This window comes from Bradyrhizobium sp. INPA03-11B (genome assembly GCF_040446015.1).
GTDB lineage: Bacteria > Pseudomonadota > Alphaproteobacteria > Rhizobiales > Xanthobacteraceae > Bradyrhizobium > Bradyrhizobium macuxiense_A.
The window spans coordinates 59,862-86,550 of sequence record NZ_JASGSR010000027.1 but is presented as its reverse complement, the minus strand read 5'-3'; the positions used below and the strand labels follow the sequence as shown (position 1 = coordinate 86,550).

The window sequence follows — 26,689 nt, the reverse complement described above, 5'->3', positions numbered from 1 at the left end:
CGCGAGGGCGGGACTGGCCTCGGGGGCTCGGATTTGTGTATACGCCACAGGGGGCGGGGGTGGGTGGGGGTGGGGGTATCTCCACGAGTCGGATAGATGAAAGAGCCCCCGTGGGGAGAGAGCCCCCACCCGCATCGCATCTCCGATGCGATGCGACCTCCCCCGCAAGCGGGAGAGGTACACCGAGCAAGCGGACGTACGTTGGCCCCGGTTCACGCTCCTGCCGCAGCCAGGCTCTCCCTCAGCTGGCGCTTGATCACCTTGCCATTCGCGTTGCGCGGCAGTGGGTCTGAGGTCAGCGCCATGGTCTCCGGCACCTTGTAGTCCGACAGCCGCTCGGCGCACCAGGCGCGCAGGCTGTCCGCATTGACGTCATTGCGGGTCACGATCACGGCGTGTACGCGTTCGCCGAGCACCGGGCACGGTTTTGCGATGATCGCGCTCTCGACCACGGCCGGGTGGCCGGCCAGCACGGACTCGACCTCGGCGGAATAGATCTTCAGCCCGCCGCGGTTGATCATGTCCTTCTGGCGGTCGAACACGCGAACGAAGTTGTCGGCATCGATCGAACCGAGATCGCCGGAATGCCAGAACCCTGCGGTGAAGCTCTCGGCGGTTGCCTTCGGATTGTTCCAGTAACCCTTGATGACCGAGGCGCTGCGGATCCAGAGCTCGCCGATCTCGCCGCGCGGCACCTCGCGGCCGTCGGCGCCCATCACGACGATCTCGGCGCCGGGACACGGCAGGCCGACGCTGTCGATATGGGCGGCGGTCAATTCACCCGGCATCAAGGTCGACGGCGACGTTGTCTCGGTCGCGCCGTAGCAATTGGCGAGCCTCAGTCCGGGGATCTTGGCGTCGAGCTTTTCGATGGTCGCAACCGGCATCGGCGCGCCGCCGAAGCCGCCGATGCGCCAGCTCGACAGATCGTAGCTGTCGAAATCCGGCTGCATCAGGCAGAGATTGTACATCGCCGGCACCATCACCGTGTAGCTGACGCGTTCGCGCGCAGCGACCTTCAGATACTCCGACGCCTTGAACTCCGGCATGATGATCAGCGCGCCGGCGCAGCGGGCCATCGTGGTGACGTTGGCGACCGCGCCGGTGACGTGCGCGAGCGGCACCGCGGCGATCGAGCGATCGGCTTTCGTCAGCTTGAGGCAGGAGGCGAACACCATCGAGGAATGGATGATGTTGCAATGGGCGAGCATCGCGCCCTTCGGCCGGCCCGTCGTGCCCGAGGTGTAGAGGATCATCGCGGTGTCCTCTTCCCTCACCTCCGCCGGCGCCTGGGCCGGACCGTTGTCGCGCAATGCGGCGAATTGCGACGCGCTGTCGTCGCTGACCGGGATGCGATGCGTAAGGCCGGGAATATCGGCGGCGTCGGGGATGCGGTCGGCAAGCGTTGACTCGTGGACCAGGCACTTCGCGCCGCAATCGTTCAGCACATAGGCGATCTCGGGCTTCTGCTGGCGCGTCGAGAGCAGCACCGTCACCAGCCCGGCATGCGCGGCGGCGAACATCGTCAGCACGAATTCGGTGCGGTTGCCGAGCAGGATCGCAACGCGGTCGCCGGGCGCAAGGCCAAGCCTGGCGAAGCCTGCCGCGACCTTCGCCGATTGCTCGGCGACCTCGCGCCAGGAGAGGCGCGTCGCGCCGCAGACCAGCGCCTCGCCGTCGCCATTCTGCACAACCGCGTCCGCGATCATCGCCCACAGGCTGGCTGGCCGCTCGGCGAAAGCCGGCACGACGCGGTCGCCGAACCTGGGCTCGAGCCGCATCGGCGGCACTGCGTGTTGCGACCAGTCCATATCAGCCTCGTCAGCTCTTCTTCATTCCGTAGACATGCTCCGGCCCGGGGAAGGCGCGGCTCTTCACGTCGCGCGCATAGCCCGCGACCGCTTCCTCGATCGCCGGGCCGAGATTGCCGTAGCGGCGGACGAATTTCGGCGCGCGCGGCGACAGGCCGAGCATGTCTTCCAGCACCAGCACCTGGCCGTCGCAGGCAGCACTTGCGCCGATGCCGATCGTCGGCACGGCGATCGACTGCGTGATCTTGCGCGCCAAGGGCTCGGCGACCGCCTCGACCACGATCGAGAAGGCGCCGGCCTCCGCGATCGCCCTGGCGTCGTTCTCGATCGGCGCCCAGTTCTCCTCCTCGCGGCCCTGCGCACGGAACGAGCCCAGCGTGTTGATCGATTGCGGCGTCAGGCCGATATGACCCATCACCGGAATGCCGCGCTCCGACAGGAACGCGACCGTCTCCGCCATCCGCGCGCCACCCTCGAGCTTGACCGCGCCGCACAGCGTTTCCTTCATGATCCGCACCGCGGATTGGAACGCCTGCTCCTTCGCGCCTTCATAGGAGCCGAACGGCATGTCCACCACGACGAGCGCGGCCTGCGAGCCGCGCATGACAGCGCGGCCCTGCAGGATCATCATGTCGAGCGTGACCGGCACCGTGGTCTCGAAGCCGTGCATCACATTGCCGAGGGAATCGCCGACCAGGATGGCGTCGCAGTGCCGGTCGACCAGCGCGGCGGTGTGCGCGTGATACGACGTCAGCATCACGATCGGCTCGCCGTTCTTGCGGGCGCGGAGATCCGGCGCGGTCTTGCGCTTGATGGCGGATTGAACAGACATAGTCAGGCTCCCATGACAGGCACGCCGATCACGACCGGGTGGAACGCAAACGCAAGCGCCAGATAGACGATGACACCGACCGCGATCGCGATCAGGTCGTTGGTCGGGCCGCCGACCGGGATCGGCGGCGCGCCGGCATCACTGCGGCGCTTCAGCGAGATGCGGTCATAGACCGCCCAACCGAGAAACGAGCCGAACAGGATGATTGAGCCGAGGTCGCCATTGGCGAGCAGATGCGCGAACGCCCACAGCTTCACGCCCGCCAGCATCGGATGCTTCAGCGTGGTGTAGATGCGGCCGCGGATATAGGAGGCGACGACGAGAATGACGGCGGGCAGCATCAGCGCCACCGTGATGTGCTTGAGCGCGGTCGGCGGCGTCCAGACGTCGATCCAGCCGGTCGCGCGGTAGTGGCCGAAGCCCCAGATGATCAGCGCGAGGCCTGCGAACGACACCAGCGAATAGACGCCCTTGTACGCCCCCTCGCCCATCGCCTTGACCAAGCCGGCGCGCAGCTCGCGCAGGCTGGTCAGCACATGGATGCCGAGGAACAGCACGAGACCCAGGATCATGACGAGCAGTCCCACGATGTTCCTCCCTGATTGATTAATGCCTTCGCGTAACATCTTCGCCGGGCGGTACGCAATCCGTCACGCCCCTCACTCCGTCATTCCGGGATGGCTCGCAGGGCAGACCCGGAATCTCGAAATTGGTGAGCACGCAAGCCAATCTCGGGATTCCGGGTTCGATGCTTCGCATCGCCCCGGAATGACGTGTCATCATGGATTACCCGCCGGCTTGGCCAATTCGCGGTTGTCGACATAGCGGATCATGATGGGGCGGCCGGCGAGCGCGCCGCCCAGCCCGCCGGTGAATTTCAGCGGCAAGCAGGCGCCAAGCGAGGCATTGATCGCGTTGAGGTAGGTCGTGCGGGTGTCCGCCGGGATGCCCCGCGTCGAAAACGTCAGGCGCGGCGCGCCGATCATCTCGCCTGATCGCTTGAAGCTGAATCGCACCGACATCTGCATGCCCTCGCGCGCGTCGTCCGGAGGCGGCGGCGCCCAGCAGGCGCGCAGCGCCGCGAACAGATCGCCGATGGTATCGAGATCATGATCCGGCTTGCGATACTTCTCGGCCTGATCTTGTGGCGGCACGGTCAGGATCGTGAGCTGGAGATTTTCGCCGTACGGATAATCAATCTCGGGCAGGCACGGCCCGTGATTGAAGACGCTGCAATAGGACGGGATGCAAGGTCCGTTGTCGAGCACGCTGCAGGGCGTGTGTGCGAACGGCACCGGGTTCGTCTGGTGCCGCTGCCGCGCGCCTGCCGTGCCCGCGAAGGCAAGGGCCAGCACGGCAAAAGCGAGGCAGATGGCAACGCGTCGGAACATGCGGTTGGACCCGGGATGCGCTCCGGGGAAAATGGTACCGCAGCCGGAGCGGAGCAAGCGGGGCCGCGTTCAATTCCTTGCGCATTTCTCTCCACAACCTCGCCGTCATCGCCCGGCTCGACCGGGCGATCCAGTATTCCAGAGGCGGCGGTGATTGAACGGAGAAGCCGCGGCGTACTGGGTCACCCGGTCAAGCCGGGGGACGACACTGAGTGAGCGGCACGACGCCGCCTCTTCTCGTCCTCGCGCTTGTCGTACTGAAATCTAGGTCCGGCCGGTTCGTGCTCCCTTGATGCCGGCGAGGATGAGGTCGATGCCGGCGAGATAATCGACACGATCGTCGTGATCCCGCATCGCGCCGGCCACGCTGCGTGCAAACGGATAGTCGCTTGCATCGAGCGCGGTCCAGTCGTTCGCCACCGCATCCAGGAAGCTCGATCGGTCGAGGTCGTGCGTCCGCGCGAACTGCGCGTTGGCTGCGTTCTGCCCGCCGACGCCAAGGATGTAGTTCAGCAGGACCGAGACGATCGTCCACTGCGCATCGGCAGGTACGCCAAGCGCGCGAACCTGCTGGCCGACGCACTCCAGAACGCGCACGGTCGGCAACTGCCCGGCTGCACGGATCAACGCGGTCCCGACCCAGGGATGCGCCTCCATCGCGTCGAACATGCCGAGCGCAAGGGCGCGAATGGTGGCCTTCGGCGATCCGCTGACCACATGCGCATCCACCATGCGCGCAACAATGGCGTCGCAGGCGGCGACCAGCAAATCGCTCTTGTTGGCGATATGCCAGTAGATCGCGCCGGGACCGGTCGCGAGCCGTTCGGATAAGGCACGGAATGTCAGCCCGTCCTCGCCGCTCTCGTCCAGCAGTTCGATCGAAGCTTCGATGATGCGATCCCGCGACAGCGAGTCCTCGCGTCGCTGGCTGCTGCGCGCTTTCTTGACCATGCCGGATCTTGACACAACTGGAACGGCATTCCAAGTATATGGAACGTCGTTCCATAAGCCACGACAGAGCTTCCGAGCCTGAAGGAATCCGCATGAAATCTCCTGTCGCGATCGTCGGTGCCGGCCTCGGCGGGCTGACCCTTGCCCGCGTCCTCCACCTCCACGGGATCGCAACGACCGTCTACGAAGCGGAAGCGTCCGCGGAGGCGCGAACGCAGGGCGGCATGCTCGATATCCACGATCACAACGGGCAAATCGCGCTCAAGGCCGCCGGACTGTTTGACGAATTCGTCGCGCTCGTACACCCCGGGGGCCAGGAGATGCGCGCGCTCGACCTCCAGGGCAACGTCCTGCTGCATCATCCGGACGACGGCACCGGCGGGCGCCCGGAGGTACCTCGCGGAGAGTTGCGCCGGATCCTGCTCGACTCGCTTCCGGCAGGCACGGTGCGCTGGGGAAAGAAGCTGGCCGCGGCCGCTGCGCTCGGCGAGGGCCGACATTTGCTGACCTTTGCCGACGGCACAACTGTGACGACCGACCTTCTCGTCGGGGCCGACGGCGCCTGGTCGAAAGTTCGGCCGCTCCTGTCCGGAGCGAGGCCGGCCTATGTCGGCACCACGTTCGTTGAGACATATCTGTTCGAGGCCGATGTCAACCACCAGCCGAGCGCTGAAGCGGTCGGGGGCGGCTCGATGTTCGCACTGGCACCGGGTAAAGGCATCGCCGCGCATCGCGAACCCAATGGCGTGCTGCACACCTACGTTGTGCTGAACAAGCCGGAGGATTGGGCGTCCCGCCTCGACTTCTCCAACCCCGCGACGGCGCTGGCCCACGTCGCCGCCGAGTTCGATGGCTGGGCTCCGGCGCTGACCGCGCTCATCACTGACGGCGAGACCGCCCCCGTGCTTCGTCCCATCCATGCGCTTCCGGTCGATCACAGGTGGGATCGCATGCCCGGTGTGACGCTGCTCGGCGATGCCGCGCATCTGATGGCGCCATCAGGTGAAGGGGCCAACCTCGCAATGTATGACGGCGCCGAACTCGCGGCCGCGATCGTCGCTAACCCAAATGACGTCGAGGCTGCTCTCGCCGCCTATGAGAAGGACCTGTTTCCCCGCAGCGCGGCCGAGGCGGCTGCGGCGGAGGAGTTGCTTGAGGTGTGCTACGGCGACAACGCACCGCAGAGCCTGATCGATTTTTTCGGCAGACACCTGTCCGTCGAGAACCACGCAGAGTAGCGGAGAAGCCGCTGCTGCCACCAAGCATTCGCTGTCGTCCCCGGCTCGCCGCCTCCGCTAAAGCTTCGGCGCGCCGAGGACTCATGGCCTCGTCGAAGCCTTGGCGTAGACGGGACCGGGGGACCCAGTACGCCGCGGCTTCTCCGCTACTCACTGCTGCCTCTGGAATACTGGATCGCCCGGTCGAGCCGGGCGATGACGGCGGAGGGTGAGACGCGAGCGCCGAGGCCGCACTACGCCTTCTTCTTCACGTCCTTGACGTTGGAGAAGGTGATGCCCTCGGCGCGCTCGCGGGTGTAGCCGAGATAGAACTCGTTCTTGGCCATGAACACCGGATCGCCGTCGACGTCGTCCGCGATGCCGGAATTGTTGGCGGAGATGAAAGCGTCCAGCGCCTTGCGGTCGTCGGAAGAGATCCAGCGCGCCAGCGAGAACTCGGAGACCTCGAACTCGACCGGCAGCGAGTATTCGGCATCGAGCCGCGCCTTCAGCACGTCGAGCTGCAGCGGGCCGACCACGCCGACCAGCGCCGGCGCGCCGTCGCGCGGGCGGAACACCTGCACGACGCCCTCCTCCGACATCTGCTGCAAGGCTTCCTTCAGCTTCTTCGCCTTCATCGCATCGGTGAGGCGGACGCGGCGGACGATTTCCGGCGCAAAGCTCGGCACGCCGACGAAGGTCAGATCCTCGCCCTCGGTCAGGGTGTCGCCGATCCTGAGCGTACCGTGATTGGGAATGCCGACGACGTCGCCGGCGAAGGCCTCGTCCGCCACCGAGCGGTCTTGCGCGAAGAAGAATTGCGGGCTCGACAGGCTCATGTTCTTGCCGGTGCGGACCAGCTTTGCCTTCATGCCGCGGCTGAGCTTGCCCGAGCACAGCCGGGCGAAGGCGATGCGGTCGCGGTGGTTCGGATCCATGTTGGCCTGGATCTTGAACACGAATGCGCTCATCCGCGGCTCTGATGCCTCGACCTTGCGCAGATCGGAATCCTGCGCGCGCGGCGCCGGCGCGAACTTGCCGAGACCTTCGAGCAGATCGCCGACGCCGAAATTGCGCAGCGCGCTGCCGAAATAGACCGGCGTCAGATGGCCCTCGCGGAACGCGGCGAGCTCGAACGGCTTGCACGCTTCCGAGGCCAGCGCGAGCTCGTCGTTGACCTCGGCGACGTCGAGATTGGGGTTGCGCTTGCCGAGATCGGCGATGTCGATCTGTTCGGTGGCGCCGGTCTTGGCGCCGCCGCCCTCGAGCAGCCGCACGCCGCCATTGACGACGTCATAGGTGCCGAGGAAGTCGCGGCCGCGGCCGACCGGCCAGGTCATCGGCGTGGTGTCGAGCGCCAGCGTCTTCTCGATCTCATCAAGCAGCTCGAACGTGTCGCGGCTCTCGCGGTCCATCTTGTTGATGAAGGTGATGATCGGGATGTCGCGCAGGCGGCACACCTCGAACAGTTTTCGCGTGCGGGCCTCGATGCCCTTCGCGGCGTCGATCACCATGACGGCGGAGTCGACCGCGGTCAGCGTGCGATAGGTGTCTTCCGAAAAGTCCTCGTGGCCCGGCGTGTCCAGCAGGTTGAACACGAGCTCATTGAACTCGAAGGTCATCACCGAGGTGACGACCGAGATGCCGCGCTCGCGCTCGATCTTCATCCAGTCCGAGCGCGTGTTGCGCCGCTCGCCCTTGGCCTTGACCTGTCCCGCAAGGTTGATGGCGCCGCCGAACAGCAGCAGCTTTTCCGTCAGCGTGGTCTTGCCGGCGTCCGGGTGCGAGATGATCGCAAAGGTGCGCCGGCGCGCCACTTCTTCTGAAAGCGGCGAGCGGGACGGCGATTCGGCTGAAACTGAGATGTCGGACATGGCGGGGCATTTGGCAGGGAAAACGGGCGCAATCAAGGGCGTTTTGTCGCAATGCGGCGTGGCCGCACCACCCCCATATAGGCACGGGAAGGACGTCCTTCTCCTCACCATGCCACCCGCGGGGACGACCCTGCCTTATCTGGAGGGTTCGTGATGGCTTGGGCCATTCTGTTCACCGCTGGCCTGCTCGAGATCGGCTGGGCGATCGGGCTGAAATACACCGAGGGCTTCTCGCGGCTGGTGCCGTCGGTGCTGACGCTCGCCGCGATGGCCGGCAGCATCATCCTGCTCGGCCTCGCGCTGAAGACATTGCCGATTGGAACCGCCTACGCGGTCTGGACCGGGATCGGCGCGGTCGGCACCGCGGCGCTCGGCATCATCCTGCTCGGCGAACCCGCGACCGCGATGCGGCTTGCCAGCATCGGGCTGATCGTGTCCGGCATCGTCGGGCTCAAGCTCGTCGGCTAATCACTCCTTTTTTGGACGCGTTTTCTTAACGCGAACCGGCTTCCACTTCGCTCGAAAACGCTATTTCAATATCTGCACCGCCCAATAGGTCGCGGCGGCGACCGCGGCCGACGCCGGGATCGTGATCACCCAGGCATAGACGATCGAGCTCGCCACATTCCAGCGCACGGCGGAGAGCCGCCGCGCGGCGCCGACGCCGACGATGGCGCCGGTGATGGTATGGGTGGTCGATACGGGAACTCCGAGATAGGTCGCCAGGAACAGCGTCACGGCGCCGCCGGTCTCGGCGCAGAACCCCTGCATCGGCGTGAGCTTGGTGATCCGCAGCCCCATGGTGCGGACGATCCGCCAGCCCCCCATCAGCGTGCCCAGCGCCATCGCGCTCTGGCAGGCCAGCACGACCCAGAACGGGATCTCGAAGGTGTCGCCGAGATGGCCCTGCGAGTAGAGCAGCACGCCGATGATGCCCATGGTCTTCTGCGCGTCGTTGCCGCCATGCCCGAGCGAATAGAGCGAGGCCGAGGCGAACTGCAGGATACGGAAGGCGCGATCGACCGCGAACGGCGTCGAGCGCACCGAGAGCCAGGACACAATCGCAACCAGCACCAGCGCCAGCAGGAAGCCGACCAGCGGCGACAGCACGATCGCGAGCAAGGTCTTGGTGAGCCCGCTCCACACCGCCGCCGAAATGCCCGCCTTCGCCATGCCGGCGCCGACCAGGCCGCCGATCAGCGCGTGCGAGCTCGATGACGGAATCCCCAGCGCCCAGGTGATCACGTTCCAGACGATCGCGCCGACCAGCGCGGCGAAGATCACGGTGGCGTCCACCACAGCAGGATCGATGATCCCGGTGCCGATGGTGTTGGCGACGTGCAGGCCGAACACCGCGAAGGCGACGAAGTTGAAAAAGGCCGCCCAGAACACCGCGTATTGCGGCCGCAGCACGCGGGTCGAGACGATGGTCGCGATCGAGTTGGCGGCATCGTGCAGGCCGTTCAGGAAGTCGAACAGCAGCGCGACCGCGATCAGGATGGTGAGAACCGGAAGGCCCAGCGTGGCGTCCACGTGATGCCCCGCCCTAAACCTGTTCAATCACGATCGAATTGATCTCGTTGGCGACGTCGTCGAAGCGGTCGGCCACCTTCTCGAGGTGATCGTAGATCTCCGCGCCGACGATGAAGTCCATCGTGTTGGCGTCGCGGTGCTTCAGGAACAGCTCCTTGAGCCCGATGTCCTGGAGATCGTCGACCCGGCCCTCGAGCTTGGTCAGCTCTTCGGTGATCTGGGTCAGCATCGAGACGTTCTGGCCGATCGCCTGCAGCAGGGGCAGCGCGCGGCCCACCAGATTGGCGCATTCGACGATCAGGCCGCCCATCTCGCGCATCGGCGGCTCGAACTCGCGCACCTCGAACAGCATCACCGCCTTTGCGGTCGCCTGCATCTGGTCGACCGCGTCGTCCATCGACGTGATCAGGTTCTTGATGTCGCCGCGGTCGAACGGAGTGATGAAGGTGCGGCGAACCGCGGTCAGCACCTCGCGGGTGACGCTATCGGCGTCGTTCTCGAACTGATTGACGCGCTGGCAGAAGACCGGGGTCTCCTCCCCGCCCCTGAGCATGTCCTGCAGCGCCTTCGCGCACTGCACGGAGGTCTGGGCGTGGCGGGCGAACAGCTCGAAAAATCGCTCTTCCTTGGGCAGAAAGGCGCGAAACCAGCGCAGCATGTCTCAGTTCCATCATTCCGGGACAGCCCTTTTAGCGACTGTCACAGAACTGTCATAGAGCATCTGGCGGGGAAAACACCTGACACGACCGCCCGAACGGGCGGTCGTCCACCGCTATGTCGGCTGAGAATGCTGATCCCTGCCCTACAGCGACCGCCGCAGCAGGTGAGCCAGCTCACCGACCAGGCCGCGCCGGAACAGCAGCACGCAAGACACGAAGATCACGCCCTGGATCACCGTCACCCACTGGCCGAAACCGGCGAGATATTGCTGCATGGCGATGATCACGAATGCGCCGACCACCGGGCCGAAGATGGTGCCGAGGCCGCCGACCAGCGTCATCAGCACGATTTCACCGGACATCGACCAGTGCACGTCGGTCAGCGAGGCGTTCTGCGCCACGAACACCTTCAGCGAGCCGGCAAAGCCCGCCAGCGTGCCCGACAGGATGAAGGCCAGCAGCTTGTACTGGTCGGTCTTGTAGCCGAGCGAGATCGCGCGCGGCTCGTTCTCGCGGATCGACTTCAGCACCTCGCCGAACGGCGAGTTGATGGTGCGGTAGATCAAGAGGAAGCCGGCGAGGAAGCCGACCAGGACGACGTAATAGAGCACCAACGGCTTCGAGAGATCGAAGATCCCGAGCAGATGGCCCTGCGGGATGCCCTGGATGCCGTCCTCGCCGTGGGTGAACGGCGCCTGCAGATAGAGGAAGTAGAGCAGCTGCGACAGTGCCAGCGTGATCATCGAGAAGTAGATGCCCTGCCGCTTGATCGAGATGTAGCCGGTGGCGAGGCCGAGCAAGGCCGCCGCGGCGGTGCCGACCACGATGCCGAGCTCCGGCGGCAGCCCCCACACCTTCAGCGCATGCGCCGAGACGTAGCCGGCGGTGCCGAGGAACATGGCGTGGCCGAACGACAGCAGGCCGCCATAGCCGATCAGAAGATTGAAGGCGCAGGCGAGCAGCGCAAAGCACAGCGCCTGCATCACGAAGAAGGGATAAATCCCCGTGAACGGCACCACCGCCAGCAGCACGGCCATCACGGCGAATACGATCATCTCGTCGCGCATCGCGCGCGGCGTCATCGGAAGTGTATCGTCGGTCAATGCTGACATATCAGGCCGCCCGTCCCGTCAGTCCCGTTGGCTTCACCAGCAACACCACCACCATCAGGACAAACACCACGGTGTTGGAGGCTTCGGGATAAAAATACTTGGTCAGTCCCTCGATCACCCCGAGCGCGAAGCCGGTGATGATCGAGCCCATGATCGAGCCCATGCCGCCGATCACGACCACCGCGAACACCACGATGATGAGATCGGCGCCCATCAGCGGGCGGACCTGGTTGATCGGCGCCGACAGCACGCCGGCGAGCGCGGCAAGGCCGACGCCGAGACCGTAGGTCAGCGTGATCATGCGCGGCACGTTGATGCCGAAGGCGCGCACCAGCGTCGGATTCTCGGTCGCGGCGCGCAAGTAAGCGCCGAGTTGCGTCTTCTCGATCAGGAACCAGGTGGCAAGGCACACCACGAGGGAGAAGATGACGACCCAGCCGCGATAGACGGGTAAGAACATGAAGCCGAGGTTGACGCCGCCCTTGAGCTGATCCGGGATCGAGTAAGGCAGGCCGGAGGAGCCGAAATAGTTCTGGAACACGCCCTGCACGATCAGCGCGATGCCGAACGTCAGCAGCAGTCCATAGAGATGGTCGAGCCCGGCCAGCCATTGCAGCATGGTCCGTTCGAGGATCATGCCGAAGATGCCGACCACGACGGGGGCGATGAGCAGCGCCCACCAGTAGTTGATGCCGCCCAGATTGAGCAGGAAATACGCCACGAAGGCGCCCATCATGTAGAGCGCGCCATGCGCGAAATTGATGATGTTGAGCATGCCGAAGATGACGGCGAGCCCCAGACTGAGCAGCGCGTAGAACGAGCCGTTGATCAGTCCCACCAGAAGCTGTGCGTAGAGAGCCTGCATCGAATGAGCTTTCGCTAGATAGATGAAGCCCGCCGGTCACGCGCGCGGCCGGCGGGCATGATCGTCACTTCTTCAGAAGCGCGCAGGTGCTCTTGTCGAGCGGCGTGAAGGCCTGGTTGCCCGGCACGGTGCCGACCAGCTTGTAGAAGTCCCACGGTCCCTTGGACTCCGAGGGCTTCTTCACCTCGAACAGATAGGCGTCGTGGGTGACGCGGCCGTTGGCCTCGACCTCGCCCTTGCCGAACAGCGGATCGTCGGTCGGGATCGTCTTCATCTTCGCGACCACCTTGGCGCCGTCATGCGGATTGCCGCCGAGCGCTTCCAGCGCCTTGAAGTAATGCATCAGCCCCGCATAGACGCCGGCCTGCACCATGGTCGGGGGCGCGCTGTTCTTCATCCGCGCGGAAAAGCGCTTGGAGAACGCCCGGGTGTTGTCGTTGAGGTCCCAGTAGAAGGTCTCGGTGAAGTTCAGGCCCTGCGCGGTCTCAAGGCCAATCGCCTTGACGTCGGTGAGGAACAGCAAGAGCGCGGCGAGCTTCTGGCCACCCTTGACGATGCCGAACTCGGCCGCCTGCTTGATCGAGTTGGTGGTGTCGCCGCCGGCATTGGCGAGACCGATGATCTTGGCCTTGGAGGCCTGCGCCTGCAGCAGGAAGGAGGAGAAGTCCGCGGTGTTGAGCGGATGCTTGACGCCGCCGACCACCTTGCCGCCGTTGGCGGTGACAACCGCGGTGGTATCGCGCTCCAGCGCCGCGCCGAACGCGTAGTCCGCGGTCAGGAAGAACCAGGTGTCCCCGCCCGCCTTCACCAGCGCCTGGCCGGTGGCGTGAGCGAGCATGTAGGTGTCGTAGGTCCAGTGCACCGTGTTCGGTGAGCACTGCGCGTTGGTGAGGTCCGAGGTCGCCGCACCCGAATTGATGTAGACGCCGTTCTTCTCCTTGACGACGTTGTTGACCGCGAGCGCGACGCCGGAATTCGGCACGTCGACGACGGTGTCGACCTTGTCGACATCGAACCACTGGCGGGCGATGGTGGTGCCGATATCGGGCTTGTTCTGGTGATCGCCGGAGATCAGGTCGATGGTCCAGCCCTTGGCCTTGAGGCCGGAATCCTCGATCGCCATCTGGGCCGCCAGCGTCGAGCCGGGACCGGCGAGATCCGCGTAGAGGCCGGACTGATCCGACAACACGCCGATCTTGACGACCTTGTCGTCGGCGGAGGCAATGCTCGCGACGCTGAGCGCGATCGCGGTGCCGAGCAGAAGCGCAGAAATCGTGTTCTTCATGGGGATTCCCTCAGTTCTTAAATTTTCTGGCTCGGGCGACGTCAGACGCCGAGATAGGTATGAAGCTTGTCCATATTGGCCGACAGCTCCGAATTCGCGAAGCCGTCGATCACCTTGCCGTGCTCGACGATGTAGTAGCGGTCGGCAACGGTCGAGGCGAAACGGAAATTCTGCTCGACCAACAGGATCGTGAAGCCCTGCGACTTCAGGCGCGCAATGGTGTGACCGATCTGCTGAATGATGACCGGCGCCAACCCTTCGGTCGGCTCGTCCAGCATCAAGAAGCGCGCACCGGTGCGCAGGATGCGGGCGATCGCCAGCATCTGCTGCTCGCCGCCCGAGAGCTTGGTGCCCTGGCTGGTGAGACGTTCCTTCAGGTTCGGAAACAGCGTGAAGATCTGGTCGAGCGGCAGGCCGCCGGGACGCACCACCGGCGGCAGCAGCAGATTCTCGCGCACGTCGAGACTGGAGAAGATGCCGCGCTCCTCGGGGCAGAACGCGATGCCGAGCCGCGCGATCTTGTCCGAGGTGGCGCGGATGATCTCCTTGTTGTCGAAGCGGATCGAGCCGGAGCGCTTGCCGATCACGCCCATGATCGACTTCAGCGTCGTGGTCTTGCCGGCGCCGTTGCGGCCGAGCAGCGTCACCACCTCGCCTGCTTTCACGTTGAAATTGATGCCATGAAGAATGTGCGATTCGCCGTACCAGGCCTGCAGGTCGTTGACCGTCAGCACCTCGGCGCCGGCCGCAGCCACGGGCCTCTCCGCCAGTTTTGCCTCAGCCATGACCCGCTCCCAGATAGGCTTCCTTCACGCGCTCGTCCTTGGAGAGGTCGGCGTAGTTGCCCTCCGCCAGCACCTGCCCGCGCGTCAGCACGGTGATGATGTCGGAGAGGTTGGCCACCACCGAGAGGTTATGCTCGACCATCAGGATGGTGTATTTGGCCGAGATCCGCTTGATCAGCGCCGCGATCTTGTCGATGTCCTCGTGGCCCATGCCGGCCATCGGCTCGTCGAGCAGCATCATCTCGGGGTCGAGCGCGAGCGTCGTTGCAATTTCAAGTGCGCGCTTGCGGCCGTACGGCATCTCGACCGCCGGCGTGTTGGCGAATTCGCTCAAGCCGACGTCGTTGAGCAGTTCATGGGCGCGCGGATTGAAGCGGTCGAGCACGCTCTTCGAACGCCAGAAATCGAATGACGAACCGTGCTGGCGCTGCAGCGCGACGCGCACGTTCTCAAGCGCGGTCAGATGCGGAAATACCGCCGAAATCTGGAACGAGCGGACCAGCCCGAGCCGCGCCACGTCGGCCGGCGGCATCGCGGTGATGTCCTGGCCTTTGTAGCGAATCTGCCCGCCGGTCGGCTTCAGGAATTTGGTCAGCAGATTGAAACAGGTCGTCTTGCCGGCGCCGTTCGGCCCGATCAACGCATGGATACTGCCGCGACGCACCTTGAGCGCGACGTCGCGAACGGCGAAGAAACCCGCGAATTCCTTGGTCAATCCGCTGGTTTCGAGAATGAACTCATCGGCCAAATAGATTCCCCCATACGCCATCGCCGCGAAGCCCGTCGCCCGCGTGGCCAGCTTTTTTCATGTCCGACAGGTTGTCCGTACGTCTTGGAAACCGTCCGGGGGCCTGTCGCCTCCGGGCCGGAATATGCCGTCATCTGCGGCGGTTACGCAAGGTGGAAAGCTGTGCAGTGCAGTATCGGAACGACCGGTTCCGGTTGATCCTTAGTCGAATGGTATTTGAACGCGCTTTGCGCCTCGGAAAGTCGCCATTAAGGCTGTTTTGCTCCGGACATTCCCTTTCATAGAATATTTCCGCCTCTCGCCGAAACTCCCGGCCATTGCATGATGAACGGCTAGAGCCTTGCATTTCGAAAGCACCAATTCCTCGGTCGTCAAATCGATCCGCCGTCGTGATGTCCTGAACACGTGGCTGCGGCTTTATGCCCGCGGCCAAACCATCCCGCACTTCGGCTAGCCGATGCAATTCAAGAGTGCCGATCCATCGGTGGTCAAATCGATCACGCAGCGGGTGCTGCTGAACGCCTGGCTGCGCGCGCTGCGCACGCCTGACGCGCTTCCTCTGCTGTGCGACTTCCACACCGAAGGCAGCGCCGACGAGCGCGCCGACATGATGGGCTTTGACGTGGTCGGCAATGGCGAAGACGCGCGCTTCCTGATCACGCAGGAAGGCGCACGGCTGACCACGGCCTACGGCAACGAGCACGTCGACCCGCGGCTGCGCACCAACCGTTATCTCGATGATGCGATCGGCCCGGAGCGCTACGCCGGCGTGATCCTGTCCTATCGCGCCTGCCTGGCGCGCAAGCGTCCGACCTACACCGTTGCGGAGGTCACGGACGCCGACGGCAAGGACGTGTCCTATGAACGCCTGCTGCTGCCGTTCGGACGCGGCGATACCGTCGAGCACATCGTCGGCTCGTACAAGGCGATCAGCATCGAGGGCGGCTTCCGGCTGCACAATCTGATGGGCGTCAAGGCAAAGGCCGTCCCGGTGGTCACCATCAGGGCGGTGATCGACCGCAGGTACGTGCCGATGGAGCAACCGGCGAGCCAGGATTCGGTCGACCTGATCTAGGGCGTACTCATCAATCCGCCGGCTCTACCTCCTAAAACCGGACATCGCCCGGGTGTGACCACGGCATGTCGGTTTTTGGCCAGGAGCGGAAATTCACCACGACGCAACTCTCGCGTTCAAACCGTTCGAACGCTCGGTCTAAACTGTGTCAAGGCAACACCAGAGATCGCCAGCAGCGCACCAACAATCAACTTCGGAGTCATCGGCTCGCCAAGGAACAATGCGCTCGACATCAAGGCGAACACCGGCAGGAGCAGACCGAAGGGGGCGACGCGCGCCATGGAGCAGCGAGCGATCAGCCAGAACCAAAGGCCAAATCCGACAATTCCTCCGATGAAAATTGTGTAGGCGAGTGCCAGCCACCCCCGTTCATCCGCAGCAACGAGGCTCGGCAGTTGTCCATATTCAAGGAGCAACGACATCAACATGACCTGCGGCACCGTGAACAGCGACGACCAACCCATCAACATCAAGGGGTCAAAAGGACCGTAGCGTTTCGTCAGGACGTTCGATACCGCGAATGCGAAGGCAGCTCCGACCACCAGCAGCAGTGGCAACCCGTTTGCCGACAGGCCGGGCTCCGCTCTCAACACAAAGACGCCGGCGAATGCAAGCACCACCCCGAACAAAGTAGTGAGAGACGGCCTCTCCGCCAGCAGCGGCCAAGCCAACAGGACCGTGAAGGGCGTGGAGAGTAAATATGCAACAGCCGTCATGCTTCCCGAGCCGAGCCCAAGACCCACGTAGAAGAGCCCGAAGTTCAACCCACCGAGAAAAAACGAGATAGCTGCGATAGGACGCAACTGTTCACGCGTGGGCTTTTTGACCAACGGAATAAGCAGAAGCGCAGTGGCCAGGAAACGCAGCGCCAGGAAAAAGAACGGCGGAAACTCCGTAATGCCCATTTTGATGATCACGAACTGATAACCCCAGAGCAAGGGAACAGCCACCGCGCAAACCATCTGGATCGCAGACATCGTATTCTCCTTTAACGACCGATCGGTCCAGATATCGGCGAGCCGATTGTGAGAACGGGCCCTGGACTGGTTACCTGATGAAACGATCGAGCAGAGCGTCGGCGGCGGCGTGCGTGATGGCTCCCGTGGACGCCGTTTTGCTGATGACTCGCAGCCCCTCAACGAAACAGACGAGAATGCGGGCAACATTTGCAGGGTCGAGACCATCGGCCAGCTTGCCCGCTGCCTTCGCACGGGAAAGCGCATCCGCCACCCGCGCCTCCATGACTTTGAAGAAATTCGCGATGCGACGATTAACCTCAGCGTCACGCCCGGCCAGTTCCATGGCTGTGGCGATCACCAGACATCCGCGTCGACCATGGGCACCGCTCGTGCGGTCAACATATCCATCAAGGTAGGCCCGCAGGCCGCCTACCGGGTCCTTGCGAGGGTCAAGCTCGATATTCAACCGTGTCACGGCATCATCGATGTAACGATCGAGCGCGCGCAGGAAGAGCGAATGCTTGTCGCCGAAAGCCGCGTAAAGGCTACCACGCGAGAGCTTCGTCGCACGAAGAAGGTCTGGCAGCGCCGTCGCATGATAGCCGCGCGACCAGAACACGCCCATCGCGCGTTCGACGGCAGCGTCCTCATCGAAACTCCGCGGGCGACCGCGGGGCAACGGCACAGAGGTTCGGTTGCTCATCAAAGAAATATAGACCAACCGGTCTTTAAATCAAGCGGCCGCGATGGGTCATTTTCGACCGATTTCAACGTGGATCGCGATATCAGCCTATTCTGCGCAAGCGGACATCGGACCGCCGGCGCTTATGAGTATGCCCTAGCTCGCGCCGAACGCGTCAGCCCTTCTTGCGCGCCTTCGCCGGCACTTCCTTGGCGTAGATGTCCGGCTTGAAGCCGACCACGCGCTTCGGTCCGAGGTCGAGCACCGGACGTTTGATCATCGACGGCTGCTCGGCCATCAGCGCCAGCGCCTTGCGCTCGTTCAAGCCTTCCTTGTCGGCATCGGGCAGCTTCTTGAAGGTGGTGCCGGCGCGGTTGAGCAGCGTCTCCCAGCCGACCTCCTCGCTCCACTGCTTGAGCTTGTCCTTGGCGATGCCGGCGATCTTGTAGTCGTGGAAGTCGTAGGCGACGCCGTGATCGTCGAGCCAGCTGCGCGCCTTCTTCATGGTGTCGCAGTTCTTGATGCCGTAGATGGTGATGGTCAAAGCCGTTCCCCGCATGCGATTGCTGCGGGGAAACTAGCCTCGCAGCAATCGCAGCGCCAGATCGGAGCTATCAGGTCTCCACATCGATATTGCCGGTGCTCAGCGCGCGTAGTGCGTGAAGACGAAATCGTGATCGCTGGCGTGGGCCTCGTGACAGGCGAAACACGTCTCGTGCTGGGCAGCGTCGACCGGCTTGCCGTCGATGAAGCGGCCAAAGCCCCAGCCGCCGGTCGCGGCATATTTGGCGCTGTCCTTGACCATGACCTGGACCGTGGTCGCCGGTCCCGTGATGAAGGCGCCGTTGAGGCCTGCAACCGGCTTGCGCTTCCATGCCAGCTTGATCAGCACGGTGCCGTCGGGGAAGCGCGCGGCGCCGTCCTGATAGGCCTTCACGGCGGTCGCGTTGCCGAGCACGCTGCGCAGCTCGTCGAGCCCGGTCTCCTCGCCGACCGCGATCAGTTTCCAGTCGCGATAGCCTTGCGGAATTTTCACGCCGAAGATCGGCGATGCCAGCGCGTTGTCGTCGGCATGCCCGACGGCAAACGGCAATGACGCGCTGATGCAGGCTGCCGCGATCGCGGCAGCTGCCCATTTCAAAACTTGATTCATGATGCGTTATCCGCGCCCGCCTAAAGCGGGATGAGTTTTGGTTGAATCGGTTTGATCCGGTCTCGGTTCACCTCTCCCCGTTGGGGAGAGGTCGGATTGCGCCTGGCGATGCGAAGCATCGTCCAGTGCAATCCGGGTGAGGGCTCTTGCTCTCTCGATAGACCATAACCCCTCACCCGATTTGCTGCGCAAATCGACCTCTCCCAAGGGAGAGGTGAACTTTCGACGCCATTCCAGCTCGGCCTAATCTCATCCGGCTCAGACCTTGCTGACGTCGATGATGGCCTGGACGAAGGCCTGCGGCGCTTCCTGCGGCAGGTTGTGGCCGATGCCGCCGGGCAACTGGCGATGCTCGTAATGCCCGGAGAACTTCTTGGCATAGGCCGCAGGCTCCGGATGCGGCGCGCCGTTGGCGTCGCCCTCCATCGTGATGGTCGGGATCGCGATCACGGGCGCCTGCGCGAGCGTCTTCTCGAAGGCGTCATACTTCGCCTCGCCCTCGGCGACGCCAAGCCGCCAGCGGTAATTGTGGATCACGATATCGACATGGTCGGGGTTCTCGAACGCGGCCGCGCTGCGGTCGTAGGTGGCATCGTCGAACTTCCACTGCGGCGAAGCGAGCTGCCAGATCAGCTTGTTGAAGTCGTGCCGGTTCTTGGCATAGCCCTCGCGGCCGCGCTCGGTCGCGAAATAGAACTGGTACCACCATTGCAGCTCGACCTTCGGCGGCAGCGGCACCTTGCCGGCCGCCTGGCTGCCGATCAGGTAGCCGCTGACCGAAACCATGGCCTTGCAGCGCTCGGGCCAGAGCACCGCCATGATGTTGGCGGTGCGCGCGCCCCAATCGTAGCCACCGAGCACTGCCTTCTCGATCTTCAGGGCATCCATCAAGGCAATGATGTCGGCGGCGACCGCGACCGGCTGGCCGCTGCGCTTGGTATCGCTGGAGAGGAAACGCGTGGTGCCGTAGCCGCGCAGGTGCGGCACGATCACGCGATAGCCGGCCTCGGCCAGCGCCGGCGCGACGTCGGCATAGCTGTGGATGTCGTAGGGCCAGCCGTGCAGCAGGATGACGGCGGGACCTGAGGCCGGCCCCATCTCGACATAACCGGTATCGAGCACGCCGGCATTGATCTGCTTCACCGGACCGATCGTGGTGTGGCCGCCAGCCTTGACCGCGGGCGCTGTCGCCTTGGGCTGCGCGCTGGCCGATCCAATGAAGCCGAGCCTGGAAGCGGCGAGGATCCCGCCGGCGATGCCAAGGAAGCGACGGCGTTGCTGATTGATCGATTGGGACATGGCGATCTCCTTAACTCTGGTGTCGAAATCAATATTGCAGAGACCGAACCCGTCCGCTTTCAGAGGACGTGGATTTGTCCTTCAGACCGTCGTGATTTTGGCTCCGGGCGGCGTGTGCTAGGTTCCGTCGCGGATTCAGCCGCCGGACTCTTCGATTTGACCTACCATTTCAACGACTTGACCCTCGATTCCGAGCGCCGGGAGCTGCGCCGTCGCGATGCCCTGGTGGCCGTCGAGCCGCAGGTCTTCGACCTCCTCGAATTCCTGATCCGTGCCCGCGATCGCGTCGTCAGCCGCGACGAGGTGCTGGCCGCCGTCTGGCACGGGCGGATCGTTTCGGAGGCGACGCTGAGCAGCCGGGTCAACGCCGCGCGGACCGCGATCGGCGACAATGGCGAGGAGCAGCGGCTGATCCGCACCCTGCCCCGCAAAGGTCTCCGCTTTGTCGGCGATGTCAGGGAGAACAGCGCGCCTGCTCGCCCTGTTGCCGATAACGCCACCCCGGCGCGGCCAAGCGAAGGCCCGTCAATCGCGGTGCTGCCCTTCACCAATATGAGCGGCGACCCCGAGCAGGATTATTTCGCCGACGGGATCGCCGAGGACATCACCACCGCGCTGGCGCGTTGCAGCCGCCTCACCGTGATCGCGCGCAACTCCGCCTTCACCTACAAGGGCAAGGCGGTCGATATCCGCCAGGTCGGGCGCGAGCTCGGCGTCGGCTACGTGCTCGAGGGCAGCGTCCGACGCGGCGGCGATCGCCTGCGCATCACCGGACAGCTGATCGACGCCAGCTCCGGCGCGCATCTGTGGGCCGACCGGTTCGACGGCGCCGCGACTGACGTGTTCGACCTGCAGGACCGCATCACCGAGAATGTGGTCGGCGCGATCGAGCCGACCTTGCTGGTCGCGGAAGCCGAGCGGGTGCGCGCAGCACCGCCCGACAAGCTCGACGCCTACGATCTGCTGCTGCGCGCCTACAGTCTCCGCTACGAGTTCACGCCCGAGAGCATGGAAGCCGCGCTCGATTGCCTCGACCAGGCGCTGACGCTCGATCCCAATTACGCGCCGGCGCTTGCTGCATCGGCCTATTGCCACGCGATGCGCCATGTCCAGGGCTGGCTGAACCCTGATGACTCCTACCGGGAGCGCGCGGTCGCGCAGGCCTGGCGCGCGGTCGAGCTCACGCCTGGTGATCCGCAAGTGCTGTGGATGGCGGCGTTCGCGATCTGGAACATGGCCGACGAGATCGAGCCGGCGCGCGAATTGTTCGAGCGCTCGCTTGCGATCAACCCGAATTCGGCGATGGCGCTGGTGCTCGGCGGCTGGATCGAGGCGATGCGCGGCAACCAGACGGCCGGCCGCGCCATGATCGAGCGTGCGCAGCGGCTCAACCCGCGCGACCCACGCGGCTGGTTCGCCTCCGCGGCGCTCGCGATCTGCGCGGTGCTCGACGGAAATTTTGCCGAAGCGGTGACGTGGGCCGACAAGGCGCTGGCACAAAACCGCCGCTTCGCAGTCGCCCTGCGCGTCCTGATCGTGGCGCTGGTGAAGACCGGCGAGAACGAGCGCGCGACCCAGATCGCGCGCGAGCTGCTCAAGGTCGATCCGGAGTTCACGATCTCCGGCTTCCTGTCACGGATACCATTCCCGGTGCAATCGATGTCCGCGACTTATCGTGAAACCCTCAAGGCGGCCGGCGTCCCGGACTAACTGCCGTTTGCCCACAAATCCCATGGGCGCTCCAACTCCCATGGGCGCTCCAACGCTTACAGGACTGCGCGCAGCCCGGGAACGCGTCGAGCCAGCAATCCGACGACCAGAAAGCTGGCGACCACGCCGACGAGGCTTGCCAACAGGAACTTCCATTGCGGGGCAACGGACCAATCGTGCATGACGCGGGTCACCGCGATCAGCACAGGGGCGTGCAGAACGTACACGCCGAAGGCATTCCGGCTGAGGAACCCCGTCACCGGCCCCTGCCAGTCGAACAGGTCCCGATACAGCACCACCAATCCCAGGCTGAGTGAGACGCACGTTGCCGACCGCCAAAAGTCCATGCCTGCCGCCTGCCAATGCCAACCGCCGCCGTAGTCGGCCAGCCGACCTTCGAGCGCTCCCCCGAAGACGACGATCGCCGCCCACAGCGCGATGCTCCCCGCCAGCCCGCAGACCAGCCAGCGCCGTCCTGCGCCGCTCGAAATCTGTCGCAGCCAATCGCCCCGCCACGCCGCGACCCCAGCGGCGAACATGAAGGGGTACTGCGGCGCGTCGTGAATGGCGATGTTGAGGATGGTGCGGTCTTCCGGTGCCAGCAGCCCCACCGCGAACGTCACGGCGCTCATCATAAGGACAAAGCCGAGCACAGCGGCGAGGCTCGGTAGCGGCCGGGCGGAGGGCTGGCCGATCGGCCGGAATCTGCAGAGCAGCGCAAAGCAGCCGGAAAACAGCAACAGCACGAGGCAGAACCAGAGCGGGCCGGAGCCGTCAAGAAGTTGGCCGTTGGAGGCGTGGTGCAACCAGTCCTCAATGAAACTCCGGCGCGGCTGCGACCACCATGATCCCGCCACGTAGTACTCCGTCAGCGGTCCGATAAGGCCGATATAAAGAAGGAGGGGTATGCCAAGCCGATACAGCCGTTCCTTCAAGAAGCCGACGACGCCGCGGCGGGCGACCATGCCGGCGGCAAAGTATCCGGCTATGCCGAACAGCAGCCCCATCGAGACTGCGTGCTGAAGCGCCTGATAGGTCGCAAAGCCCACCCGGGTGCCCAGGCCCAGCGGTGGATGTTCGCGATAGTACCAGCTTCCAAACGGCGAGTAGGTGACGGCGGCATGCATGACCACCACCATGCTGATCGCCGACCAGCGCAGATTGTCGATATAGAGGAGTCTGTGGGTGGTCGGTCGAACGGGCTGTACCATGTGCGTCTCCCTTGCTGGACGCCGAACATGGTGGCCAAGACCGAGCCGGTCGCGCCGAAAGTCGCACTTTCGGTCGCCGAAACCCGCAAAGCCTGGCCGTTTGCGACAATCGGTGCGTCACACCGGCCCGGCCAGGGTCCGTTTGCGGAATGTGCTCGGCGTTTCTCCAGTCACAGCTTTGAACGCGCGATTGAACGGGCCGATCGACTCGAAGCCGGCATCCAGCGCAATCGTCAGGATCGGGACACGCGCCTGGCCGGCATCGGCCAGGGCCGAGCGCGCTTCCGCCAGCCGGTAGGAGTTGACGAAGCGGGCGAAGTTACCGTAGCCGAGCCGCTGATTGATGAGCTGGCGCACGCGGTATTCCGGCGTGTCGAGCCGCTTGGCCAGGCTGGCGATGGTCATGCTGCCGTCGCGGTAGGCCCGCTCCACCTCCATGACTGTCTGCAAACGCCTGTAGAGGGCCGCTTCCGCCTCGGTCATTTCGGATGTTGGTGAGGCCGGGCCCGATGCCGGTGGCGCGGCGGCGACCGCGGAGATCGGGCTTGCCCTATGCAAGCGGAACAAGGCAGCAGCAAGCGCGATGGCCAGCACACCGGGAAGCGCAGGTGTCATCGCGAGATTGCTTGACCCAATCAGCGTGCAGCCCACGATCGCGAGGCCCAAACCCCATGCGAACACGACCCGATCCCGGCGGCGCATCTCGACCAGATCGTTGGCTCGGCCCAGCAGAACGCGACCGATCGCGATCACCACAAGCAACACAGCGGAGACATGGGTTGCGAGCCAGGCCCATGAGGAGCCCGTGACCACGGCCCAGATGGCAAGCAAGGCCATCACACCTACCGCTGTCCAGCCAATCCATGGCGGCCTCGCCGTGTCGTCGAATACCTCCTCGCTCCAGAGAACAAAGACAGCCGCCGCCATATTGCTCGCCAGCCGCAGGAAGAGGATCCACACTGCCTGGCTGTCGCGAAATTGTGGAGCCGTCTCAATGAGAAACGCAATTCCGCACAGGTCGAAAACAAGGGTGATGCGGCCGAGCCGACTGTTGCGCAACTGCAGGAGGGCGTCGAGCGCGAGCAGCACCAGCAAAGCGAGGGCCCCGCCGCGAAGACCGATATCCAGGAGCATCTTCTTCACCAAACTGGTCGACAGGCTCGCCAGCGATGTGGGGGGCGTCAGGGCGAAGGGACACCAGCGCTATTTCGGAATATTAGAAAATACCCCTGAATTGCCCGACATGTCAAGTTGCCTGGTCGAACGCCGGCCGCCGCCGAGTCCCTTTGCATGGGGTTGTTTTCGATATTTTGGCGGCGCCCTCCTGCGGCGGCCCCCTCACCTCATATTGCCCTAGCCGGTCCCGCCCGGCTCGAGCGCCTCGCCGAGCTCGAGCGGATGCGCCATGGTCTCGTGCAGCGCGTCCTTGTCGAGCTCGCCCTCGGAGAGGCTGATCACGACGCAGGCGACGCCGTTGCCGATCAAATTGGTCAGCGCGCGGCACTCGCTCATGAACTTGTCGATGCCGACCAGGATCGCGATCGACTGGATCGGAATATCGGGCACGATCGACAGCGTCGCGGCGAGCGTGATGAAGCCGGCGCCGGTGACGCCGGAGGCACCCTTCGAGGTGATCATGGCGATGCCGAGAATGCCGAGCTCCTGCCAGATCGTCAGATGCGTGTTGGTAGCCTGCGCCAGGAACAGCGTCGCCAGCGTCATGTAGATGTTGGTGCCGTCGAGATTGAAGCTGTAGCCGGTCGGCACCACGAGGCCGACCACCGAGCGCGAGGCGCCGAGATGCTCCATCTTCTGGATCATCTGCGGCAGCACCGTCTCCGACGACGAGGTGCCGAGCACGATCAGGAGCTCGTCCTTGATGTAGGCGATGAAGCGGATGATGGAAAAACCCGAGAGCCGCGCGATCGCGCCGAGCACGATCAGCACGAACAGGATGCTGGTGAGGTAGAAGGTGGCGATCAGCGCCGCCAGGTTGACCAGCGAGCCGAGGCCGTAGGCACCGACCGTGAAGGCCATCGCGCCGAACGCACCGAGCGGCGCGACGCGGACGATCATGCGGATGATGCCGAAGAACATCTTCGACGCCTTGTCGATCGCCTCGGCGATCGGCTCGCCGGGCTTGCCCATCAAGGCGATGGCAAAGCCCGAGAGGATCGAGATCAGCAGCACCTGCAAGAGATCGCCGCGCGCGAGCGCGCCGAAGAACGAGTCGGGGATGATCGCCATCAGATGGGCTACGATGCCCTGCTCCTTGGCCTGCGTCACGTAAGTAGAGACCGACTTCGGATCGATCGACGCGGGATCGATGTTGAAGCCGCGGCCGGGCTGCAGCAGCTCACCGATCAAGAGGCCAACCGCGAGCGCGACGGTCGACACCGCCTCGAAATAGATCAGCGCCTTCAGCCCGACCCGGCCGACGCGCTTGAGATCGCCCATCGAGGAGATGCCGTGCACCACGGTGCAGAAGATCACCGGCGCGATCATCATCTTGATCAGCGCGATGAAGCCGTCGCCGAGCGGCTTCAACTGCTTGCCAAGGCCCGGATAGAAATGCCCGATCAAGACGCCCGCGAAAATCGCGATCAACACCTGGATGTAGAGGATCTTGTACCAGGGCTGATGTTTGTGATGGACGGCGGGCTTGATCGCGTCGGTGGTCATGAGGTGCCCCGGGCTGGAAGTGAACTCAATCGGTGATGCCATCTTGGCGGAGCCGCGCGCAAGCGACAATGCCCATTCGCGTCGCCGCGAGCACACACGAATCTGTCATAGACTGCGGCCGGCTCGCACCCGGAGGCTGAGGATGGAATTCACCGCACTGTTTCTCGCCATCACCATCGCCATGCTGGTGGCCTGGCGTGGTCCGCGTCCCCTGGCGATCGGCTTGTTCGCGGTGATCCTGGTCGCCTGCGTCGCGACCTTGCTGCACCACGCCACCGATCGTCTCACTCTGTCGTTCTGAGGCCAGCGATGACCGACACTCAGGCCGTGACCTTGAATGCCCTCGCGCTTTATGGCCTCGCGCTGCTGCTGGCCGCAGCTTTTGCCGCGCAGCTGCTGCTGCACGAGCTGCCCTGCCCGCTGTGTTTGTTGCAGCGCATCCTTTTCGCCCTGCTGGCGATCGGACCGATCCTGAACATCCGCTACGGACCGCGGCCCAGCCATTATGCCCTGTCGCTGCTGACGGCTGTCCTCGGCGCCTCGGTCTCGACCCGGCAGGTGCTGCTGCACATCTTGCCCGGCGATGCCGGCTACGGCTCGGCGCTGCTCGGCTATCATTATTATACGTGGGCGCTGATCGCCTTCATCGCGGCGATCGTCCTGCTCGCCGCCATGCTGCTGTTCGACCGCCAGTTCGATCACCGCACAGCACAGGTCACCGCGCCCGGCAAGTTCGCGCAAGGAGCGGTGTGGTCGGTGGTCGGGCTGACGGCGCTGAATGCGCTTTCCACCCTGCTCGAATGCGGCTTTGCCGCCTGCGCCGACAATCCGATCGTCTATGAGCTGCTGAAGTAG

The 26,689-nt window shown here is 64.4% G+C and carries 27 protein-coding genes; 6 read left to right on the top strand and 21 right to left on the bottom strand.

From position 1 onward, the window contains the following. Window positions 1–212: 212 nt before the first annotated feature. From QMZ05_RS14335 to QMZ05_RS14315, 5 genes are all read right to left on the bottom strand, one after another. Complete coding sequence (locus tag QMZ05_RS14335) at window positions 213–1,811, bottom strand: class I adenylate-forming enzyme family protein (protein ID WP_353701334.1); 1,599 nt, start codon at window positions 1,809–1,811, stop codon at window positions 213–215. Between the two features lie 10 nt (window positions 1,812–1,821). Then, complete coding sequence (gene panB / locus QMZ05_RS14330) at window positions 1,822–2,643, bottom strand: 3-methyl-2-oxobutanoate hydroxymethyltransferase (RefSeq protein WP_353701333.1); 822 nt, start codon at window positions 2,641–2,643, stop codon at window positions 1,822–1,824. A 2-nt stretch (window positions 2,644–2,645) separates the two neighbouring features. Then, the gene (locus QMZ05_RS14325) at window positions 2,646–3,230 is read right to left on the bottom strand and encodes an NnrU family protein (protein WP_353701332.1); all 585 of its coding nucleotides are present in this window, start codon (window positions 3,228–3,230) and stop codon (window positions 2,646–2,648) included. A gap of 192 nt (window positions 3,231–3,422) precedes the next feature. After that, window positions 3,423–4,034 (bottom strand): hypothetical protein, encoded by a 612-nt coding sequence (locus QMZ05_RS14320; protein ID WP_353701331.1) that lies wholly within the window; start codon window positions 4,032–4,034, stop codon window positions 3,423–3,425. 264 nt (window positions 4,035–4,298) lie between these two features. After that, the gene (locus QMZ05_RS14315; RefSeq protein WP_353701330.1) at window positions 4,299–4,985 is read right to left on the bottom strand and encodes a TetR family transcriptional regulator; all 687 of its coding nucleotides are present in this window, start codon (window positions 4,983–4,985) and stop codon (window positions 4,299–4,301) included. 92 nt (window positions 4,986–5,077) lie between these two features. Here QMZ05_RS14315 and QMZ05_RS14310 point away from each other — a divergent pair, with 92 nt between their 5' ends. Then, window positions 5,078–6,223, top strand: a complete 1,146-nt coding sequence (locus QMZ05_RS14310; RefSeq protein ID WP_353701338.1) for an NAD(P)/FAD-dependent oxidoreductase — start codon at window positions 5,078–5,080, stop codon at window positions 6,221–6,223. A 233-nt stretch (window positions 6,224–6,456) separates the two neighbouring features. Here the strand turns inward: QMZ05_RS14310 and QMZ05_RS14305 are convergent, their stop codons facing one another. Then, window positions 6,457–8,076, bottom strand: a complete 1,620-nt coding sequence (locus QMZ05_RS14305) for a peptide chain release factor 3 (RefSeq protein WP_353701329.1) — start codon at window positions 8,074–8,076, stop codon at window positions 6,457–6,459. 153 nt (window positions 8,077–8,229) lie between these two features. Between QMZ05_RS14305 and sugE the strand changes: the two genes are divergently transcribed. Then, window positions 8,230–8,544, top strand: coding sequence for a quaternary ammonium compound efflux SMR transporter SugE (sugE, locus tag QMZ05_RS14300; protein ID WP_050419043.1), 315 nt, complete (start codon window positions 8,230–8,232; stop codon window positions 8,542–8,544). 60 nt (window positions 8,545–8,604) lie between these two features. On the opposite strand, the gene QMZ05_RS14295 is transcribed toward sugE, so the two are convergent. The 7 genes from QMZ05_RS14295 to QMZ05_RS14265 form a co-directional block, all read right to left on the bottom strand. Then, complete coding sequence (locus QMZ05_RS14295) at window positions 8,605–9,609, bottom strand: inorganic phosphate transporter (protein WP_353701328.1); 1,005 nt, start codon at window positions 9,607–9,609, stop codon at window positions 8,605–8,607. A gap of 13 nt (window positions 9,610–9,622) precedes the next feature. Continuing rightward, a complete protein-coding gene (locus QMZ05_RS14290; RefSeq protein ID WP_353701327.1) occupies window positions 9,623–10,267 on the bottom strand; it encodes a DUF47 domain-containing protein in 645 nt (214 codons plus the stop codon). A gap of 144 nt (window positions 10,268–10,411) precedes the next feature. After that, window positions 10,412–11,380, bottom strand: coding sequence for a branched-chain amino acid ABC transporter permease (locus QMZ05_RS14285; protein ID WP_353701326.1), 969 nt, complete (start codon window positions 11,378–11,380; stop codon window positions 10,412–10,414). Window position 11,381: 1 nt separating this feature from the next. Then, window positions 11,382–12,245: a branched-chain amino acid ABC transporter permease gene (locus tag QMZ05_RS14280; protein ID WP_353701325.1), complete on the bottom strand. Its 864-nt coding sequence runs from the start codon at window positions 12,243–12,245 to the stop codon at window positions 11,382–11,384. A gap of 64 nt (window positions 12,246–12,309) precedes the next feature. Then, window positions 12,310–13,530 (bottom strand): ABC transporter substrate-binding protein, encoded by a 1,221-nt coding sequence (locus QMZ05_RS14275; protein WP_050419039.1) that lies wholly within the window; start codon window positions 13,528–13,530, stop codon window positions 12,310–12,312. 41 nt (window positions 13,531–13,571) lie between these two features. Then, window positions 13,572–14,315, bottom strand: coding sequence for an ABC transporter ATP-binding protein (locus QMZ05_RS14270; protein WP_298363938.1), 744 nt, complete (start codon window positions 14,313–14,315; stop codon window positions 13,572–13,574). Beyond that, window positions 14,308–15,063 carry an ABC transporter ATP-binding protein gene (locus QMZ05_RS14265; protein ID WP_050419084.1) on the bottom strand — a complete coding sequence of 252 codons (756 nt, stop codon included), beginning with the start codon at window positions 15,061–15,063 and terminating at the stop codon, window positions 14,308–14,310. The genes QMZ05_RS14270 and QMZ05_RS14265 overlap by 8 nt, the downstream gene beginning before the upstream one ends. 457 nt (window positions 15,064–15,520) lie before the next feature. On the opposite strand from QMZ05_RS14265, the gene QMZ05_RS14260 reads away from it, so the two are divergent. Then, a complete protein-coding gene (locus tag QMZ05_RS14260; protein WP_353701324.1) occupies window positions 15,521–16,138 on the top strand; it encodes a hypothetical protein in 618 nt (205 codons plus the stop codon). 116 nt (window positions 16,139–16,254) lie between these two features. On the opposite strand, the gene QMZ05_RS14255 is transcribed toward QMZ05_RS14260, so the two are convergent. The 5 genes from QMZ05_RS14255 to QMZ05_RS14235 form a co-directional block, all read right to left on the bottom strand. Next, on the bottom strand, window positions 16,255–17,115 hold the full coding sequence (locus QMZ05_RS14255; protein ID WP_353701323.1) for an EamA family transporter: 861 nt from the start codon (window positions 17,113–17,115) through the stop codon (window positions 16,255–16,257). Window positions 17,116–17,185: 70 nt separating this feature from the next. Further along, entirely contained in the window at window positions 17,186–17,800 is a 615-nt protein-coding gene (locus QMZ05_RS14250) for a TetR/AcrR family transcriptional regulator (protein ID WP_353701337.1), read from the bottom strand. 154 nt (window positions 17,801–17,954) lie between these two features. Further along, window positions 17,955–18,323 carry an ArsC family reductase gene (locus tag QMZ05_RS14245; protein ID WP_353701322.1) on the bottom strand — a complete coding sequence of 123 codons (369 nt, stop codon included), beginning with the start codon at window positions 18,321–18,323 and terminating at the stop codon, window positions 17,955–17,957. Between the two features lie 99 nt (window positions 18,324–18,422). Continuing rightward, window positions 18,423–18,932, bottom strand: coding sequence for a cytochrome P460 family protein (locus tag QMZ05_RS14240; RefSeq protein WP_353701321.1), 510 nt, complete (start codon window positions 18,930–18,932; stop codon window positions 18,423–18,425). A 258-nt stretch (window positions 18,933–19,190) separates the two neighbouring features. Next, window positions 19,191–20,231 (bottom strand): alpha/beta hydrolase, encoded by a 1,041-nt coding sequence (locus QMZ05_RS14235; RefSeq protein ID WP_353701320.1) that lies wholly within the window; start codon window positions 20,229–20,231, stop codon window positions 19,191–19,193. Between the two features lie 156 nt (window positions 20,232–20,387). On the opposite strand from QMZ05_RS14235, the gene QMZ05_RS14230 reads away from it, so the two are divergent. After that, window positions 20,388–21,941 carry a winged helix-turn-helix domain-containing protein gene (locus tag QMZ05_RS14230; RefSeq protein WP_353701319.1) on the top strand — a complete coding sequence of 518 codons (1,554 nt, stop codon included), beginning with the start codon at window positions 20,388–20,390 and terminating at the stop codon, window positions 21,939–21,941. A gap of 56 nt (window positions 21,942–21,997) precedes the next feature. On the opposite strand, the gene QMZ05_RS14225 is transcribed toward QMZ05_RS14230, so the two are convergent. The 3 genes from QMZ05_RS14225 to QMZ05_RS14215 form a co-directional block, all read right to left on the bottom strand. Next, complete coding sequence (locus QMZ05_RS14225) at window positions 21,998–23,152, bottom strand: acyltransferase (protein WP_353701318.1); 1,155 nt, start codon at window positions 23,150–23,152, stop codon at window positions 21,998–22,000. Window positions 23,153–23,269: 117 nt separating this feature from the next. Then, window positions 23,270–24,286, bottom strand: coding sequence for a helix-turn-helix domain-containing protein (locus QMZ05_RS14220; RefSeq protein WP_353701336.1), 1,017 nt, complete (start codon window positions 24,284–24,286; stop codon window positions 23,270–23,272). A 219-nt stretch (window positions 24,287–24,505) separates the two neighbouring features. Next, entirely contained in the window at window positions 24,506–25,834 is a 1,329-nt protein-coding gene (locus tag QMZ05_RS14215) for a dicarboxylate/amino acid:cation symporter (RefSeq protein WP_353701317.1), read from the bottom strand. A gap of 142 nt (window positions 25,835–25,976) precedes the next feature. On the opposite strand from QMZ05_RS14215, the gene QMZ05_RS14210 reads away from it, so the two are divergent. Then, window positions 25,977–26,135 (top strand): DUF5993 family protein, encoded by a 159-nt coding sequence (locus tag QMZ05_RS14210; protein WP_021080068.1) that lies wholly within the window; start codon window positions 25,977–25,979, stop codon window positions 26,133–26,135. Window positions 26,136–26,143: 8 nt separating this feature from the next. Then, window positions 26,144–26,689: a disulfide bond formation protein B gene (locus QMZ05_RS14205; RefSeq protein WP_353701316.1), complete on the top strand. Its 546-nt coding sequence runs from the start codon at window positions 26,144–26,146 to the stop codon at window positions 26,687–26,689.